The organism is Ruegeria sp. AA6 (genome assembly GCF_056542865.1).
Genome location: NZ_JBQGAN010000008.1, coordinates 119,082 through 137,363, shown reverse-complemented (window position 1 = coordinate 137,363; position 18,282 = coordinate 119,082). Strand labels below are relative to the sequence as shown.

General features: G+C 50.9%; 17 protein-coding genes. 7 read left to right on the top strand and 10 right to left on the bottom strand.

Translation table 11 applies throughout. The features are described 5' to 3' along the window. Positions 1–3: 3 nt before the first annotated feature. Positions 4–768 (bottom strand): copper chaperone PCu(A)C, encoded by a 765-nt coding sequence (locus tag ACR0LN_RS12250; RefSeq protein ID WP_480429995.1) that lies wholly within the window; start codon positions 766–768, stop codon positions 4–6. A gap of 72 nt (positions 769–840) precedes the next feature. Between ACR0LN_RS12250 and ACR0LN_RS12245 the strand changes: the two genes are divergently transcribed. The 6 genes from ACR0LN_RS12245 to ACR0LN_RS12220 all read left to right on the top strand — a co-directional run bounded on the left by ACR0LN_RS12245 (position 841) and on the right by ACR0LN_RS12220 (position 6,914). Next, positions 841–2,256 (top strand): hypothetical protein, encoded by a 1,416-nt coding sequence (locus ACR0LN_RS12245; RefSeq protein WP_480429994.1) that lies wholly within the window; start codon positions 841–843, stop codon positions 2,254–2,256. A 66-nt stretch (positions 2,257–2,322) separates the two neighbouring features. Then, on the top strand, positions 2,323–3,615 hold the full coding sequence (locus tag ACR0LN_RS12240) for an ABC transporter substrate-binding protein (RefSeq protein WP_480429993.1): 1,293 nt from the start codon (positions 2,323–2,325) through the stop codon (positions 3,613–3,615). A gap of 24 nt (positions 3,616–3,639) precedes the next feature. Continuing rightward, positions 3,640–4,566: a branched-chain amino acid ABC transporter permease gene (locus ACR0LN_RS12235; RefSeq protein ID WP_480429992.1), complete on the top strand. Its 927-nt coding sequence runs from the start codon at positions 3,640–3,642 to the stop codon at positions 4,564–4,566. Next, complete coding sequence (locus tag ACR0LN_RS12230; protein WP_480429991.1) at positions 4,563–5,507, top strand: branched-chain amino acid ABC transporter permease; 945 nt, start codon at positions 4,563–4,565, stop codon at positions 5,505–5,507. Before ACR0LN_RS12235 ends, ACR0LN_RS12230 begins: the two co-directional genes overlap by 4 nt. Continuing rightward, complete coding sequence (locus tag ACR0LN_RS12225; protein ID WP_480429990.1) at positions 5,504–6,226, top strand: ABC transporter ATP-binding protein; 723 nt, start codon at positions 5,504–5,506, stop codon at positions 6,224–6,226. Before ACR0LN_RS12230 ends, ACR0LN_RS12225 begins: the two co-directional genes overlap by 4 nt. Beyond that, on the top strand, positions 6,219–6,914 hold the full coding sequence (locus ACR0LN_RS12220) for an ABC transporter ATP-binding protein (RefSeq protein ID WP_480430014.1): 696 nt from the start codon (positions 6,219–6,221) through the stop codon (positions 6,912–6,914). The genes ACR0LN_RS12225 and ACR0LN_RS12220 overlap by 8 nt, the downstream gene beginning before the upstream one ends. Before the next feature lie 52 nt (positions 6,915–6,966). Here ACR0LN_RS12220 and ACR0LN_RS12215 read toward each other — a convergent pair whose 3' ends face one another. The 8 genes from ACR0LN_RS12215 to ACR0LN_RS12180 all read right to left on the bottom strand — a co-directional run bounded on the left by ACR0LN_RS12215 (position 6,967) and on the right by ACR0LN_RS12180 (position 14,075). Next, positions 6,967–7,311, bottom strand: a complete 345-nt coding sequence (locus ACR0LN_RS12215) for a hypothetical protein (RefSeq protein ID WP_480429989.1) — start codon at positions 7,309–7,311, stop codon at positions 6,967–6,969. Then, positions 7,304–7,951, bottom strand: coding sequence for a nitrile hydratase subunit beta (gene nthB, locus ACR0LN_RS12210; protein WP_480429988.1), 648 nt, complete (start codon positions 7,949–7,951; stop codon positions 7,304–7,306). Before nthB ends, ACR0LN_RS12215 begins: the two co-directional genes overlap by 8 nt. Positions 7,952–7,956: 5 nt before the next feature. After that, entirely contained in the window at positions 7,957–8,604 is a 648-nt protein-coding gene (gene nthA / locus ACR0LN_RS12205) for a nitrile hydratase subunit alpha (RefSeq protein WP_480430013.1), read from the bottom strand. A gap of 15 nt (positions 8,605–8,619) precedes the next feature. After that, the gene (locus tag ACR0LN_RS12200) at positions 8,620–9,672 is read right to left on the bottom strand and encodes an ABC transporter ATP-binding protein (protein WP_480429987.1); all 1,053 of its coding nucleotides are present in this window, start codon (positions 9,670–9,672) and stop codon (positions 8,620–8,622) included. Next, positions 9,672–10,460: an ABC transporter permease gene (locus ACR0LN_RS12195; RefSeq protein ID WP_480429986.1), complete on the bottom strand. Its 789-nt coding sequence runs from the start codon at positions 10,458–10,460 to the stop codon at positions 9,672–9,674. The genes ACR0LN_RS12200 and ACR0LN_RS12195 overlap by 1 nt, the downstream gene beginning before the upstream one ends. After that, positions 10,457–11,374 (bottom strand): ABC transporter permease, encoded by a 918-nt coding sequence (locus ACR0LN_RS12190; RefSeq protein WP_480429985.1) that lies wholly within the window; start codon positions 11,372–11,374, stop codon positions 10,457–10,459. The genes ACR0LN_RS12195 and ACR0LN_RS12190 overlap by 4 nt, the downstream gene beginning before the upstream one ends. Next, positions 11,347–12,393, bottom strand: a complete 1,047-nt coding sequence (locus tag ACR0LN_RS12185) for an ABC transporter substrate-binding protein (protein ID WP_480429984.1) — start codon at positions 12,391–12,393, stop codon at positions 11,347–11,349. The genes ACR0LN_RS12190 and ACR0LN_RS12185 overlap by 28 nt, the downstream gene beginning before the upstream one ends. A gap of 1,241 nt (positions 12,394–13,634) precedes the next feature. Next, on the bottom strand, positions 13,635–14,075 hold the full coding sequence (locus tag ACR0LN_RS12180) for a MarR family winged helix-turn-helix transcriptional regulator (protein WP_480429983.1): 441 nt from the start codon (positions 14,073–14,075) through the stop codon (positions 13,635–13,637). Positions 14,076–14,245: 170 nt separating this feature from the next. Between ACR0LN_RS12180 and ACR0LN_RS12175 the strand changes: the two genes are divergently transcribed. Then, entirely contained in the window at positions 14,246–15,433 is a 1,188-nt protein-coding gene (locus ACR0LN_RS12175) for an amidohydrolase family protein (protein ID WP_480429982.1), read from the top strand. 504 nt (positions 15,434–15,937) lie between these two features. Here ACR0LN_RS12175 and ACR0LN_RS12170 read toward each other — a convergent pair. After that, a complete protein-coding gene (locus ACR0LN_RS12170) occupies positions 15,938–17,989 on the bottom strand; it encodes an ADP-ribosylglycohydrolase family protein (RefSeq protein ID WP_480429981.1) in 2,052 nt (683 codons plus the stop codon). Positions 17,990–18,282: the final 293 nt, after the last annotated feature.

The following is an 18,282-nucleotide window of genomic DNA, read 5'->3' as shown; positions in this document are numbered from 1 at the left end:
ACATCAATCGACAATGATCAAACCTGTTTCGATGACCGGGCCGTCGGCGTTTTCATAAGGCAGGTGCATGTTGTTGTTCAGCTCCACGGTGACGCTGTGTTCGCCCTTCGGTAACGTGCCGATAGTGGCCACCGGCTCATACATGCGCTGTAGTTTTATGCCGTTCAGATACAGATGGCCATGCCCGTGGCCTGGTACATGTTCGGGATTATCTGTTGCCCGATCAAAGACGAAGTTCTGGGTCTCTGCCCCAACAGTATAAGTGCCATCTGCGTTTTCAGAAACAGTGATGGACAGCGTGGGCGATTGCATTCCATCGTCGATGCTCATCATCGACATATCATGTCCGGCATGCGGATTTGCGTCGGGCCCGATGCGTGCTTGCGTCGATACTTCGCCGCTTTTTTTGAACAGGAATGATAAAGGCAGAAGCCGACCTTCCTCCAAATCTCCGGACACCCCACTCAGCACAATATAGATGCCATCGCTGGAAAATGTGGGGGTAGAGTTGGCAGGAATCGCTATTACGTTTTCATCTACACGACCATCAAGCGAAGCGGATTCGGCAACCGGGGAGGATACACTTTCCAGTATGTCCGGAACTTCGCCATTCTCGACTTTCGCGTAAACATGTACTTTCCGAGCATTGGCGTCGATGATCGTTGCTGAGCCTCCGGTTACGACGGATGTCCCAGTGATGCGTGTGACCTGCCATATGATTGTGGCAACGATCCCCGCAACCAAAACGAGCGCAATTAGATATCTCATGCGGATTTGCTTCCTAATTTATCAATAGTATACTAACAATATTTCATGCTGAGATCTTTAAAAAGTCAACTGTTGAAACTGGGAGCGGCGGCGATCGTGATCATCGGCGCACTGGCTTTCTGGACCGGGCCTGCGATTGCGCACGCGTCCGAACAGGCGTTCATATTGCTCTTGCCTACAAATCTGTTCATTGTCGGCGGTTGCTCCGCGGTTGCGGCGTCGGTTCTTGTAATCTCACTTGCGCCGACCAATACAACAGCCTGGATTTTCAGGGCGTGGACAGTTGTTTCAGCGCGGCCTAACGACCGGATTCAAATCGTTCTGAGTTTACTAAGCTTTGTTGTATTTTGCGGTCTCGTTTTTGTAGGGATCAACGGGCCACGCGATCCGGTTGCAAATATTCTGCCGCTGGTGATTTGGACTGGCTGCTGGATAACTTTATTTAGTGTATGCGGACTGGTTGGTAATTTCTGGGCTACTCTCAACCCTTGGTCGGGTCTCTATCGAGTTTTGATGGGTCGGCATGGCTCGACCGGTCTAATTCGGCTGCCAGAAGCGCTTGGGGTCTTACCTGCTGCGGTACTTTCGTTGTCCTTTTTCGCTTTCATGGTCGCCGACCCTGCCCCCAATGACCCTGACCGTTTGGCAATTGTAGTAGGTGCCTATTGGGCCCTGCAGTTCTTTGGAATGATCCTCTTTGGAGGCAAAACATGGCTGAACCGGGTAGAGGGTGTTTCGGTCATGTTCAACGCGATCTCAAAATGCAGTATCTTCAAATGGGATCATACGCTCCGTATTGGTGTTCCGGGTTGGCAAATTGCGAATGATTTACGACCATCCGCCTTGCTCGCGGTTGTCGCTTTGATCTTGCTGGCAGGGGGTAGTTTTGACGGCTTGAAGGAAACATTCTGGTGGCTCGGCGTGATCGGATTGAACCCGTTGGAGTTCCCAGGGCGGTCGGCTGTTATCGGTGTTTCTGTTCTTGGATTAGCCCTGTTTACTGCAGGATTGTTTGCGTGTTTCTTTCTGCTTTGTTGGAGTGGGGTAAAGCTAGTCGGAGCCGTATCGCAGGTGTCCGATTCGCCGTCTCCGATTCTAGTTTTTCTGACTTTTGCCCCTTCGACGCTTCCAATTGCTTTAGTCTATCATATCTCACACTTTACCATAGCTTTTCTGATTGATGGTCAGTACCTTATCGCAGTTCTAGGGGATCCAATTGCCAACGGTTGGAACCTGTTTGGATTGGCTGATATTCCGGTCACAACAGGTTTTTTGAGTTATTCCACAAGTGCTCAGATAATCTGGTATTTTCAGGCTGGTGTTGTCGTGACCGGTCATGCGATTGCCGTCGTTTTATCTCATCATAATGCGCTGCGTATTTTTTCATCAACGCGGGACGCGATTGTTGGGCAAATACCCATTTCGATTTTTATGATTTTCTACACTTGGTTCGGTCTCTGGCTGCTAGCGGCGCCACGTGGGATGTGAATTTTTTCTGGACAAATTGTTTGTGTACTAACATAAATGTGATGTGCATTGCATAGGGAGGAAGAAATGAAACAGAGAGACTCGAAGCTACTGACGCGCCGTGGTGCGTTGAAATCAATTTCGGCTGCAGCAGGTGTGGGGTTTGCGATGCCTAGCGTCGCGCGAATGGCCCATGCTCAAAGCAATGCCCCCATTCGGCTGGGGTTCGAGGTACACCGAACTGGGATCGGGTCGTCTTACGGTCGCTGGTATGATCGGGTTGCGACCGCAGCTGCCAAAAGACTAAATGATATGGGTGGTATCAACGGTCGGGAAATTGAAATAATCGCTGAAGACGATGGTACAGATCCGCGTCGAGGTGCCGAAGTTGTTGAGCGTTTCGCAAACTTGCACGAATGCGATGCCGTTTTTGGAACTCTGTTTAGCCACGTTGTTTTCGGAGCCGCACCCCGTGCTGGCGAGCTGAAGATGCCGTATTTTGTCGTATCCGAAGGACATCACGTTGCAGGGGGCCTGCTAAATCGCTACTCGTTCCAACCGGGCATCACCGACGTGCGTGGGCAAGTGCAGGCGATGGCGCCATTTGTCAGCCAGAACCTGGGCAAGAAGGTTACGATGTTCATTCCGGATTTCGCATTTGGGCATGATCACCGAGATTTCTTTTCAGAGGCGATAAAGGCTCAGGGTGGCGAGGTTCTTGAGGTCATTGCAGTACCGCCTGCCGAGACGTCCTTCACAAAGTATTTCCCGCGCATTCCAAGAGATACCGAGGTCATCTACCACGTCATGGTCGGACCTGCTGTTCTTACGTTTGTTCGTGAGATGGGTGAATTCTTCGGCGGACGTGGACCGGCGCTGTTTGGCTATATCGACAGCCTTGAAGCCGTCGACACCGGCAGCCCGGGTCTGGAATTCTTAGAAGGCAGCCATTTTTGGGAGGGCATGCCGCGTTATGCGCAGTCAAACATGAATGCGCATGAGAAAATGTATCGAGAAGCAGTTGGAATCGACGAAAACGGGGCATCAGTTGACGATCCTGCGGACGTTTCCACAGCGGCCCATATGTTCGGCGTCTGGGAGACACTAAGTGTGATCAAGAAGGGCATGGAAATGTCAGACTACCAAAGTCGCGCGGACACAGCGAGTTTCATTGAAGCCGTTGAAAGCATGACTGATTTCCCGCTGTCCGACGACCATCCCCAAGGTGACAAGGTCTTTAATGGCAAAAACCACCAGGTATTCGGTCAACAGCACATTTCACTGCTTGAACCCGGTGGTCGGCTGAATGTTGTCCATACGACCTCGATCGAAGACACGATCTACGAATCCGACGTCGATTACACCAAGCAGTCGCTCTGACGCAACAACCAGCGAGGAACAGAAATGGAATTTGGACCACACCTATTGCTGGCCTCGCTGGAGGGAGCGGTGTCTGTTGCAATCCTGGCCTTGACCGCCATGGGATTGAGCATCGTGTTTGGCGTCATGCGCATCGTCAATGTTGCGCATGGCGAATTTTTCATGCTGGGCGCGATATTGGCATGGTGGATTGCGACAATCGTGGGCGCACATCCGGCTCTGGGCTTTGTGTTTGCGTTAGTTTTTGCCCCGCTAATTGTGGGTGCAATTGCTGCAGCAACCGACAAGGTGATTCTGAAAAAGATCGACTACAATCCAGAGCGAACGATCGTTGCAACTATCGGATTACTGTACATCATTCAACAGGCGGCACTGATGACGTTTGGTCCCGACCCACGGCCAGTTGAACCCCCGTTCAATCATAGGATTGATTTGCCTTGGTTTGAATTCAGTGACAACGGTTTTGGCCTGTTTTGGCCTTGGGGGTTAGGTACGACCAGTTACAAGCTGTTCATAATCGTGGCCGCCGCTGCAATTCTAACCGGCATTTGGCTATTGATGACCCGCACTAAGTTCGGATTGGTCATGAGGGCCACCCAGCAGGACCGTGAAATGGCACAGTCCTTCGGCGTACCGGTGGATAACGTTTTTGCATATGTTTTTGGCCTCGGAGCCGGGCTTGCAGCCGTTGGTGCCGTTCTGGTCGTCCCAGTACAGCAAGCCCATTATCTGATGGGGCACGATCCACTTTTATTGTCATTTATCGTTGTCATCATCGGCGGCCTAGGCAGCCTGCCCGGCACTGTTGTCGCGGCCGTGCTGATTGGCATGAGTGACGGCATAATCTCTGTCTTCTTTTCGCCTACACTGGCCAAGATTATCGCGACCATTGCGGTTGCGCTTGTGCTTGTGTTCCGCCCGCAAGGACTCATGGGAAAGGCCACAACATGACGAATACTCAGAAATCGTTTTCGCTCCATGTCGGAGCGTTAGCGCTATTGGCAGTGCTGTACTTTGTTCTCTCCGATTATCATCTCGGCAACATTGCACGTGTGCTAGTTCTGGCGGTCTATGCTATGGGGTACAACTTGCTGTTCGGCTACACTGGGCTTCTTAGCCTCGGGCACGCTATGTTCTTCGCTGCAGGGATGTATGGCTTCGGGCTTGCAGTGAACCAGTTCGGTGCACCCGCCGGGTTCGCTCTTATCATGGGGATTATCTTTTCCTTCATAATTTCGGCGGTTGTGGGCTTTCTGGCACTCAGAACACGAGATGTTGCATTTATGATTGTGACTTTGATGTTCGCGCAGACAGGATATCTCATCATTTTCTACTTTGGAGAATTCACCCGCGGAGACGAAGGGTTTGTCATTCAACAGGCGAAACGGATTCTATTCGGGCTTGACCTGTCGTCGCAGGATATTCGCTACTGGGTAGCGCTTGTCTTGTTTGGTACGTGTTTGTTGGGCATGGCAAAGCTGATAACGTCTCGGTTAGGACGTGCCTTGATTGCTGTTCGAGAAAACGAAGAACGCGCAAGAATGCTGGGATATGACACCCATCGCCTGAAGTTGATCGCAGTCATTTTATCCGGTGTCCTCTCGGGGATCGCAGGGGCAGCATATGGATTGTTGTTCGGATACATTGGATCGACGTTCGCTACAGTACAGTATTCGATCTTTCCATTGCTCTGGGTACTGCTTGGCGGTGCAGGGACGATTCTGGGGCCGTTTGTTGGAGCCTTGTTCATGTTCTATCTGATAGACCTATCTAGCTTCATTACCGACGCTTACATGTTCATTGCGGGTGTGGCGTTGTTATTGCTGACACTTTTCGCACCACGTGGAATTGTCGGACAGATCCGCGAGCACAAGGTTAAGTGGCTGCCATGACCATTCTGGAAACAAAAGCTCTCACCAAAACGTTCGGTGGGATCAAGGCCAATACCAATGTGGATTTCAAGCTGGAACACGGTCAGACGATGGCGCTGATCGGCCCAAACGGCGCGGGCAAGTCAACATTTGTAGGCATGCTGTCAGGTCGTATCCCGGCAACGAGTGGACAGGTGTTGTTCGACGGTCAAGACATCAGCCGATTTCCCGCCCACAAGCGCATTGAACTGGGCATCGCGTATACATTCCAGATCACTTCTATATTCGCAAACCTTGATGTCCACGAGAACGTGGCCCTGGCAGCAAGGCGGGATGCCTCCCTAACAGAGGAGGAGGTCGATGAAAAGGTCATTGATGTCTTGGAAAAGGTGGGTCTCGGCGATCGGATTGACCAAATTGCCGGCGGCCTCAGCTACGGACACCAAAGGGTGTTGGAGATCGCGATGGGGCTGGTTCAAGAACCGCGCCTGCTGATCCTTGATGAACCGACTCAGGGTCTTGCGGAATCAGAGGTGACAGATTTCGTTAATTTGATCAATGGATTAAGCGGACAGACCACCATTCTTCTGATCGAGCACAATATGGATGTGGTCATGCGAACGGCGCAGATGATCACAGTACTGAATTTCGGCGAAATTCTCGCGAGTGGTACGCCGGAAGAAGTTCAAGCAAACGAAGCTGTTCAGGCTGCATATCTGGGAACGACAAGCGATGCTTAAACTCAACGACATTCAGGTGTCCTACGGCAAGGTTCAGGCGCTGTTTGGTGTATCATTGGATGCCCATCCGGGCGAGATACTGTGTTTGCTCGGGCGCAATGGCGCAGGCAAGACAACCGTGATGAAATCTATCATGGGTTTGCTGCCGCTAAATTCGGGAACGATAACGCTGGACGGTGAGTTGATCAGTGGAATTCCGGCACACGAGATTCCAAAAAAGCGAATTGGCTATGTGCCTCAAGGGCGCCGCCTATTCCCAGAACTCACCGTGTCTGAAAACATCGAAATGGGAATGTACGCGTGCGATTCAGGCCCAGATACGCGGGAATGGGTGCTGGAAATGTTTCCCAGGCTGCGAGAGCGTTTGAAACAACAGGCACGCACGCTGTCCGGCGGTGAGCAGCAGATGCTGGCCACCGCCCGTGCATTGTGTCTGCACCCGCGCGTCCTGCTTCTGGATGAACCAACCGAAGGGTTGCAGCCGTCGATGATCGAGCTGATTCGACAGGTTATCGTCAATATGAAGAATGAAGGGCTCGCAGTCATTCTCGTTGAGCAGCGTGTTGATGCTGTTTTATCGGTTGCTGATCAGGTTGTATTTATTGAACACGGCAAGAATCTTGAGACGTTAGGCGCTGATGAACTGCGCGAAGATCACGACAAGATTCACCGTTATTTGGGAGTTTGAAAACAGCCTCTCACATCTTACTTTGGCCGAATTCCACTTTCGATTTGGTAGATTATTTCGTCGAGGCGGACAACAGAACCTGCTCGCCATGTGCTGTATTGCGATACGCGGATTCCCAAGCGGCCACCCGTTCCTCCAAATCGTTTTCCGAAACTAGCGCCTTTTGGTCCAACAGCAACGACAGCGTCCTTAGAGCTGCCATATAATAGGTTTGTTCTGTGTCGGGTGCTCCTTCTCTTTCAGCGGCCCGGAGTTCCTCACCGAGAGTCTCGGCCCAGCCCGTCGCCGAAATGCAACCCAGTTGAATCATTGTGTCAGCAATAGCAAGCGTCTGGGCGTGCCAGACTTCTGCAAATGCACCCTTTTGAGGCGAAAGCGTGGATACAGGCTTAGTCAAAATAAGTCTCCCATAAGTCAAGGCAGACAAAATCTTTGTTGCTACCCTTATCTCCCCACAGGTCCTTGGAGGCAAATTCTACAGTATAAAGATGATCGGCTACTTCCTGGCCGTCTGCTGATGCGTCAGGGAGTATATGCGCACCATTGTAAGCCACGATGACACCTGCGCTACCTCTTGCATATCCGGGCAATCGCGTATGATTTGCCGATATCTTTGAGACAGTTCTGATCTTATCGCCAATTGCAAACCGAGCAGGGGCTGTGGGTCCAACTTCGTAGCTGAAGACAGACTCTCGGTCTGCTTGAAGCGCATCTTCTAGGCTCATTGAAATTGGTACGTACTTTTGGCCGTGGGCACGACCGGTAACCGCCTCGTCAAGCGTCAGCACGCCGGAATCGACCAATCCAGTGTAGTATACCATGCACCACTTCATAAAGTACGGCATGTGGAGATGCGCTTCTGCGGGCAACTTCTCCAGTATCAAACGGTACCAGTCCACCGGCCAATCTTGAGGCGCGGTAGAGACGTCCAGCGCGAACATGCGCGCTTCCCAGTCGCTGTGGAAGGGGATAACCGCTTCATTGGTGGCAATCGGACCAAAACCTTGTTTGCCACCGATATCGTGTAACCCGTCCATAACCGCTACTCCAACTTGAGATCACGCTCGGTTCCGATCATCGAGTTTCGCGTGACAATCGCCGCAAGTTGTTCTTCATTCCAGCCCTCGGTTCCAGCGGGCCGTTCAGGGACAACCAAGTATCGCAGTTCGGCCGTACTATCCCAAACACGGATCACCACTTCATCAGAAACAGACACGCCAAATTCTTCTAAAACGCACCTGGGTTCGCGAACTGCACGGGATCGATAAGCCGCCGATTTGTACCACGCTGGCGACATCCCAAGAAGAGAAAAGGGGTAGCAGGAGCATAGCGTGCAGACCACCATATTGTGGATTGTATCATTATTCGCAACGGCGCGGAGATCACCCGTCGCAGCTCCTTCAAAGCCGAATTCAGAGATTGCTTTGGTTGCGTTTTCCATCAGGCGTTCGCGGAACCCTGCATCACTCCAGGCACGTGCGACCACGCGGGCTCCGCGTTTTGGTCCAATGTGTTCTGAATAAGCTTCTATCCAGGCATCCAGCGTCTCGGATGCCACAATCCCGCGCTCGGTGAGCAGGCTTTCAAGGGCTTTGACCCTTAAAGCCGGTTCTGTAGGCAAATGGCTGTGCAAATGCCTGTGGATGCGAGCGGCCTGTTCGCCATCAAACGATGGATCTGTTTTTTTGATATTCAAGGCGAACCTCTACACAGTACCGATGGGCATGGATTTCGCGGCCTCCCAATTCAACCAAACTGGACCGTTCTCTGGCAGTTCAGCCAGATCCTGATCTCGCCCAATTACCTTAACCGTCTGACCATTCCATTCTGTGAGACAGGTTGACATTGCACCGGCAAAAATACGTTGCTTCATCTGAACTTGAATCGCATTGGTATTGGCATCCTTCGGGCGCGATTGCGTTACAGTGATATTCTCTGGGCGAATAGCAACCGAAGCGCAGCCTGCCGAGTTTATCGGACCCGTAATCAGATCACCGTTTGTTAGTCTGAACACACCTCCGTCGACCGCCTGAACATCGAATATGTTCACGTCACCAAGAAAGTTTGCCGAAAACGAGTTGATTGGGTTATTGTACACGTCCCGCGGTGGGCCGGATTGCACCATGGCACCGTCTTTCAGGATACCAATCTCATCCGAGAGTGTCAGCGCCTCTTCTTGATCGTGTGTAACAAAAATTGTGGTGATGCCGATCTCGCGCTGAATGCGCTTCAATTCGATCTGCATGTCTACGCGGAGTGACTTGTCCAAGGCGCTGAGAGGTTCGTCCAACAAAAGAACACGTGGGTTGGTGACGATCGCGCGTGCCAAAGCGACGCGCTGACGCTGACCGCCCGAAAGCTGGTGCGGTTTGCGTTCGCCAAGATTGGACAGCTGCACCAGTTCCAATGCGCGTCCGACTTTCTGGATCTCATCGGCCCGCGGTTCTTTCCGCACCCGGAGTCCGAAACCTACGTTGTCTGCAACCGTCATGTTGGGGAACAAAGCGTAGTTCTGGAACATCATTCCTATATTGCGTTTCTCGACCGGAATTCTATCGACAGATGTATCACCAATATGAATCGTACCTTCGTCCGCGAGAACAAAGCCGGCGATAGATCTGAGCAACGTGGTTTTGCCGCTGCCGGATGGACCAAGCAGGCCGAAAAAGCCGCAGTCCTCAAACGTCATAGACACATTATTTAGCGCTTTCAGAGATCCGTATCGTTTTGTTACATTGGATACAACAACTTGGGCCATCAGCGTTCTCCACCGAATTTAAGATAGCGGGCAGCGATCAGCATCATTCCCATCGAAATAACAATGATGATGGTTGAGATCGCATTGATTTCTGGAGTAAATCCTTTGCGAATTGCAGAATAGATTATTACCGGGAGCGTGCTGTCGCCTGGTTCTGCCAGAAAGTAGGAAACCACAAACTGGTCGAAGGAAACGGCGAAGGCAAACAAGGCACCACCGATCACTCCGGGTGCGATCCAGGGAAGAGTCACATATCGGCTTATTTGCCAGGCCGTTGCTCCAAGCGAGCGGGCGGCGTCCTCGAGTGTGCGGTCGAACGTCTGCAATCGCGCAGTCACAACAACAATCACATAAGGAAGTGATAACGCTACGTGCCCAATGATGACCGATACTGATCCACGACCAAGACCGATCCAAAAGAAGAATATCAGCATTGCTGTCCCTGTGATCAGCCAAGGTATGGCGATCGGTGGGAACAAGAGCATTTGCAACACTTTTTTACCACGGAATTCATAGCGAAAAAACGCTAAGGACGCGGCTGTGCCCATTATTGTTGAGATGAAGGTAGTCGCGACCGCGATCCAGATCGATCGCCAGGCACCTTCCAAGATTTCGGTGTTATGCCACAGTTGACTGTACCATTGTGTAGAGAACTGGAAGGGAAGTTGGTAGAATTCCGATGCGTTGAATGACATAGCTGCCATAACGAATATCGGCATATAGAGAAAAAACAGTACAAGCCCAAGGTAAATGCGGCCAAAACCGCTCAGAAATCTCATTCTGTTCATGTCTGCGCCCTCTTGAGCATTGGTGAGCTGGCGGCCAGGATAAGCAACACTACAGCCAAAAGCGTGAAAGAAAGTGCCGCTCCAAGTGGCCAATTGAACACGGCGGTGAACTGATCCTCGATCGCGGTGCCGAAGTATGTGCCACGCCGGCCACCTAGGATGCGTGGTTCCATGAACGAGCCAACAACCGGAACGAAGATCAGAACCATACCCGCGATTAGTCCTGGCAACGAAAGGGGCAGAATAATGCGCCATAATATGGTTCGCAAAGGCGCGCCCATGGACCTAGCGGCATCGATCAGATTGTCATCAATTGTTTGCAGCGCCAAATAGGACGTCAGGATTACGTAGGGAAGGTATGAGTGTACCAGACCGATGACGACCGCCGGATAGCTGAACATCAAGTTGACTGTGACGTCAAATGGCAAAATCGCGTTAATCGTGATATCCAGTACGCCATTACCGCGTAGTACGATTGCCCAGGAGAAGATTCGCACCAGCGAGTTGCTCCAAAAAGGCAGAATGATCAAAAGAAAAAGTGCCTCTCGCCAACGTCCTTTTATGGTTTTCGCCAGAACGAGTGCGCAGGGATAACCAATTAGTACACAGAAGAACGTGACGACCAGTCCAAGCTTTAACGATTTCCACAACAAAATCGGGTAAACGCGGTTCTCTGCGAACTTTGCGTAGTTTTCTATTGTGACGTGCCATTCGCGATCGCCCATCGGCATGTCTGAAAGAAAACTGAAAAACAACATGGCTGACAGCGGAAGGAAAATCGCAAGTGTTAGCCATAAATAGGCGGGCGAAACCAAAGACACTAATCGACCGTTGTCTCTAGTGAAGAATTGACTTGTCATGTTTCGCCCTCCCTTTTTTGCGCGATTTACTGAAGCGCTTTCAATTCTTGCCAAAGCGAGAGGTATTCTTCGCGCTTTTCGTCCGATACGGGCTGCATGAACTGGACCCGCGCAACCACGTCCGGATCACCCAGAACCGAACGGTTCAAGCTGTCTTCTGGCAACTGCTCGGCGGCCGCAACATTTGCGGAGGCCGGCGCACCTTCTTCTGACCATTTCAAATAGAATTCTGGATCAATCATGTAGTCGATGAACTGGGCAGCTGCGTCCTTTTTTGATGAGGTCGCCGGTATTGAAAGGCCATCCAGCCAACCAATTGCACCTTCGTCGGCGACGACAAAGGTCACAGGAAGGCCCTTGGAGATTGAGCGAGAAGCCGAACCGGACCAATAGGTTGCCAGATCGTAGTCACCTGCCGCCATAAACTGATTCCAATCGCCTTCGGAACTCCAGAATGCATTGATCTGAGTCAACAGACGCTCAAGGCGGTCGCGCACAGCGTCCATATCTTCAATATTGTTGATGTCTTGACCTGTCACCAGCGCAGCGAATTGCACTGCTTCCAGCGCATCGTCTCGCCAGCCAACGCTTCCCGCATTCGCTTCATCCCAAAATACCTCAAGCGAGGTTGGTGCCTCGTCAAAGGCATTGTTGCTAACGGCAAATGAAGTCAGACCCCACACCCAGGGCACACCATAGACTGCACCATCTGGAACAAGGTCTGCATTGCTCGCCATATTCGGTGCAATGTCACCAAAATTTGAGATATTGGACGGATCGATTTCGCTTATCAGCCCCTCTTCTCTCGCTTGAGTTGTAAAGGCGGCGTTGATCAAAACCACATCATAGGCACCGGGGTTAGTGCGCAGTTTGGTCAGCATTTCTTGTTCGGAATTGAAGTAGTCGTGCAAAACAGTGTGGCCGGTTGCCTCTTCGAACGCTTCAAGCGCCCAAGGTGAGTCGGTCCCATAACCCTTCCAATTCAACACGCGAATTTCATCTGCCATTGCAGTGCTTGCGGCAAGCATTATTGAAGCGGATACCCAGATGCCCAAGTTTATTGTATTCTTCATGTTTTCCTCCTCGTAGAATTTTTGTCCGGCAAGGCCGACCTTCCCACACCAGATTATCAAGTGCTCGCGACGCATTCGAAAATCAGGGCTGAATCTATTCGCGGCGTGTTGCCAAGGGTGAGTTCGATTTAATCAGAGACGATAGCTCTCTTAGTCTGTCGTTGCGTTAAGGGTGCGCTGCCCAACGACATCATTACTTTCCTTTTTGAGCCAAAAAATCTGGCACTCCCAATAGGGCGACTTCACGGATTGGTACCGTGGAACCGGGTTTACTATTGGCCCTAGAAGCGATCACTTGACGTAAGTTTGGAATTCTTCTGATTGATATTCTACTCCAAAACAGCCTGACTGTTATCGCTAGCATACTAATGATTTTTTGTATTTCAAGGAATATTGTGTGAGCGATATGATCACTTTGTAGTCGCAATAAAATACAATACCTTAACAACCTTTTAGACGGTTTTTTTGGTATGGTTTCAGACTGGTCTAGGTAGGAATAATTCAGAAAAAGCGCTATGATTCGCGGGTAAGACGCTTCATCGCGATTCAATGAGTAAGACAAGGAATTGACTGCTTCCAAAGTCGGGCTTGGCTAGTGGTTTCCGCTTAACATACAGACTCATCCTGCCGTTACTGTGACAGAAGTTCCTAGATCAATGAAGCGTCGCACCTATTGCGCATTTGGAGTGTTTGCCATGAGGTGGAGGCATAAATAATTGAAGCAATGTGACATGCACTCGAAGCGGTTGCGCGATGGTGTTGCTTCATTCGTCGATCTGGTTTGGCACTTGATTCTAGCAACGCACAGACTGCCTCGTTTTGGACGATGTTTGCTCGGTTTGTTGTCTTCCAAGGCGCGGCAACCTTGAATGACAGCAAGATGATGTGCATAGTCAGGGCGCCATGGAAGTATCAGTCGCATTGCTCCTGCTGACTCTGGTCACCTGGACTGTTAGATTTGTCTCTTTGATCCCAGTCACTTCCAGCGTCAAGCAAGCAAAGATGACCGCATCCTCGAAATGCTTCTGCAGATTGTGTTTGCCTATTGGTTAGGGGTCCACAACATATTGGGTGAAGGCAGATCGAAAGTTCTCTGATTTTTCAGCGCGTTATTGAAAACAAAACAGTTTGTGGTTTTGTACCTTTTTGTAGCCCAGCTATTGATACCTCCCGACGAAAAAGCTGGATTCAAATACTGAAACGTCGGAAGGCTTAATGCCCCATTACCATGGTAGAGATATTCAAGAAATCTTAGACAACAGGTCGAGAAACTTGGCGCGCTCGGTTTTTGAGAGTGGCTTAAGCGTCGCCTCTGAAATGTTTGTGCCAGCCGTGTGAAGCTCGTCCACCAACTCTTTCGCTGACGCTGTTGGAGTCAGCAAAGACCGCCTTTTGTCGTTTGGATCAGTGCTGACATCAACAAAGCCTCGACGCCGCAGTCTATCAATCACACCTTTGATCGTCGCAACGTCCATCGCTGTTTGCCGACCGAGCTCGTTCTGCGAACACTTGCCAAGGTGCAGCAGCTTGACCAATGCCGAAAACTGGGTCGGTGTAAGGTCAATCGGGTTCAAAGCATGGAAAATATTCGCATGTCGTTGCCCTGCCAGTCGAAGTAGAAATCCAACTTGCTTTTCCAATTTGTAAGTCGCCTCACTAGTGCCAACAAACTTCAGAGTCATTAGAGAACACTCTTTTCTTTCTTACAGATTGCTGCATTAGCGCGATGCCCTAAGACATGCCGCGACTTGGGTAGCTGTTAGAATACATACGATGTGAACTAACCAAAATACAAGGTTGCGGTGGCATTTTTTTTTGTTAGTCTGCTAACGACTGCGAATAGGAGAGCCGCATGGATAAAGTTCCACAGAAACTGGTGGTGAATAATATTGGCTTACTTCTTACTGGCAAAATCGAAGAACCAATAGCTGATGGGAACTGCGTCATCGCTGTTGATGGTAAGATCACCGAATTTGGGTACGAAAAGGACATTAATACAGAGGGCGCCACGACTATTGTAGATGCCAAGGGTGTGACTTTGGCGCCGGGATTGATTGATAGCCACGTGCATCCGGTCGTCGGTGATTACACCCCACGCCAGCAACAGCTCCATTGGATAGATTCCACACTGCATGGCGGAGTCACGACGATGATTTCAGCGGGTGAAGTGCATATGCCTGGGCGTCCCAAAGATATTGTTGGGCTAAAGGCAATGGCAATTGCTGCGCAGCGTTGGTACGAAAACTTCCGTCCTAGCGGAGTAAAGGTGCTAGCCGGGGCACCGGTGATCGAACATGGCATGGAAGAAGCTGACTTCAAAGACCTTGCGGATGCTGGTGTTAAGTTCTTGGGCGAGGTCGGTCTCGGAACAGTCAAGGATGGTAAGACAGCAAACCAGATGGTCAATTGGGCCCGTAAGTATGGTATCCAATCCACCATCCACACCGGCGGACCATCTATTCCCGGGTCAGGGCTGATTGATGCAGATATGGTGCTCGAGACCGGGACGGATGTTGTTGGGCATATTAATGGCGGCCATTCTGCGTTGCCAGATGATCAGATCGTTTGTCTCTGTGAGTCTTGCACCAAGGGCTTAGAGATCGTTCACAACGGCAATGAACGGGCTGCGCTGCTTACGCTGAACACCGCTCGCGAATTGGGCAAACTTGATCAGATAATTCTTGGGACCGACGGTCCTGCCGGATCTGGCGTCCAACCATTGGGAATTCTTCGCATGGTTGCGATGCTGGCAAGTATTGGCAATTTGGATGCAGCGACTGCGTTTTGTTTCGCAAACGGCAATACCGCACGTCAACGCGAGCTCGATGTCGGTCTGCTCGAAATAGGTTTTGCTGCTGACTTTGTGCTAATGGATCAGGCACAGCATGCACCTGGAAAAGACATTCTTGAATCGATTGAACTTGGAAACCTACCTGGCGTGGGTATGACGATTATCGATGGTGAAGTTCGTAGTATGCGTAGTCGCAATACACCACCTGCTCGACGTCTGCCCGAAGTTATTCCCCAAGTTTTGGACTAGAATGCAACTACTTTCGCCTATCTAAAAATATTTACAGAACGCGGCGCCTCGATTGTGAGTCAGAGCTGAGTTTTTTACACGTATCTGACGGTTAGCCCGAACACGGCTCAATAACACTGGCCATCCACGAAGCGGCACCGCTATGCCTGATATGAGCACGATGTGGAACGGCTTCTGACTTACGCAAGCTTAACAGAGGGTGGCGGCGGCGCCGATTACACAAAACTTCAAACCGGCGCAATAAGCTCAGAACCCATCAATTTCCGTTTGGCTGCGTGCTTCATCGCGTTCAAACGAACGGCGAACATGTCTGATCTTTTCTGGCTAAGTGTCGGGCAAATGGCGCGTCTGTCACCATTCTTCCCAATTCCCCACAGCAAACCTCACAAGGTTGTCATCACCGCTGCTGCCAGAAAGCTCGTCACAATCGCGAATGCGCTTTACAAATCACTTCAGAAATGGACCCGTCAACCCGCCCGAGAAATACCATTGTTAGTGCACCCCTTAAACTGCGGAGATTGTAATTTTATCTGCCGATGCCGCGCCGTCTTCCACCAGTAATCCGATCGCGCCTTCTGTCAGCTTGTCTTGCCGAGCTAACAGTTTGGCTGACCCTGTTTGAGCGCAGATGTTAGGTCCATCAACCCTCACGCGAAGTGAAATGGCGTCATCAAAAGCAAATTCAATCTGCGCCTCAGCCAGTGTTTCACGGGTTTCATCATATTGGCAAATGATTTCAAATAGGCCTGCCCGGTCAATTCGTGCACAAAGGTATCGTCGTAAGCCTTGCGATCGAACTATGACGCCCGCGCTTGATCCCATATGCAGAACAAGATCCACGTCGACGGTATAGTCGCGCCAATCTCGTGTTCCCTGCAGGATCATCCCTTCTCCACAATCGTTTGATATGTGAAAGCTGTTTGGGTAACCCTTGGAGAAATGGTCGACGTTATTTACCCAAGCACGATGCCAAAATTCTCCATTCTCTGTCGGCCTGAATAAGGAAAGCTCCGGCGTCCCGGTCCAACCCAAGCTGTCCAACTTCACTTTGCAGCCTGCCGCCCCCGTCAAACTCAGACCCAGTTCTGCAATCGGTTGTCCCCCAGTGTCGGGTAGTTTCCAATCTAGTATTCCGTATTCTCCTGGTCGCAGGCTGATCGAATGGCTTTTGACGTCGGCCATGGTGTCGTCCTTGTCGAAGTGTCTTATAATGAGCTCAACTTTCACAGCGGCGGTGTTGCCCGAAGGGGCAATCAAGGTTGCGGACACCATTTGCCCGGAATAGATCAGAGGCGACGCCATCAGGTCGTAAGTTTTCATACGATGGACATCTGTCGATGCAAAGACCGGGGTCGTCGCGGTTGCAGTGCCCTCATGCGCGATGATGCGCAGGCATCCATCGCACGGTTCTACCGTTCCCTGTCCAAGGGCGATCTGAAAACCTTGAACCGAGCCTGGTAGCGAGAAATGGAACTGTGCCCCGCCTTTTGGAGCCGGAATCGGTTCCTTGCCGTCTAGTTGACGGCCTAAATTTGTGATGTAATATGCGACCCTGACAGCATCATTAATAGAGTTACCACCATCTGCTGAAGAAATTAGCATGCGGTCCGCGATCGGGCCGCGCCAGTCTGTTTCCGTACTCAGACCGTCAAGACCTAACATGATCCCTTGCAGGCAGCCGATATTACCTGCGTTGCAATCCGTGTCCCAGCCAGAGGTGTTCACGATCATTTGCGCTTTTGAAAAGTCATGCGGGGCGTAAAGAAGAGTCATAATCATCAATGCGTGGTTTGGCATGACATGGCATTGACCTAGGTAATTGTCATAGCCGTAGTTGCTGTGAATACACCTCAGACAGTCCTCCCAATTGTCTAGCTCTTTGTGCCAGGTTCTCAGGTCCGAAATCAGCCTTGCAACTTGGCTGTCTTTAGGTATTGCCGCCAGCCCAGTGTCGATAAGGTGATCCACGTCGCGGGACACAAATGCTTCGGCTTCCATCGCGGCCCAAAGCATTGCTGCATAAACGCTTTCCCCGTCATGGCTGACACTGCCCGCTTCGCGGGCAAGTTTCGCGGCCAGCCTAGGCTTGCCTGGTGCAACCATGGCCCAGCCATCAATAAAAATCTGCGCGCCAATCTGTTCTGCCACAGTCTTGCCGTTGGTTTCGATTGAACCGCTGGCAGGCGCGGGGACTCCGCGTTTGAGGTTCAACCAGGCAGTGTGTTCCGTCGAAATTCCGTTTCCGCCCCACCAAAGGATCGATCGTTTTTCGACGATATAGTTCAGCCACGCCCGGCCAATATCTTCGGCTTTCAGATTCTCGGTCAGATCATAATCTTCCAGCGCCCGCAGAAAAGTAAAAGTCCCCGCCACATCATCGTCAGTTACGACTAGCGGAAGACCAAACTCTTCGTGTACATAGTTGGTGATGAACCCTAGCTTTTTCATGATCTGCTCATTGGTCCAGCCTTCGAACGGACGTCCAAGATAGACGCCTATCAGTTTGCCCAATACTCCAGCGTAGACACGTTCAAGATAGTCTTCGGGGAGCGACATGAGTTTCCCTTTTGCTTTGAGTGGACTCGCCTGTCATTCACCTGATCAATCTGATTCGCGGGAGGATGAACAAAGTACAATCGAGTTGGAATTCAGCATTGCACGAGCCATGAAGGGCCCTCAATCGTGAGAGTACAGATCAGTCAGCTGGGCGGCAAGGTCTACGAATTGTCTTTGACTTCGCAATAGGTTTTTGCCGAAATATTTTTTCTAGATTTTTGTTGCAGTCACACAAGCGCCTCTACTCAACGCTCCAACGCAAAAATCTTGGCAATTCGGTTTGATCAACTTGG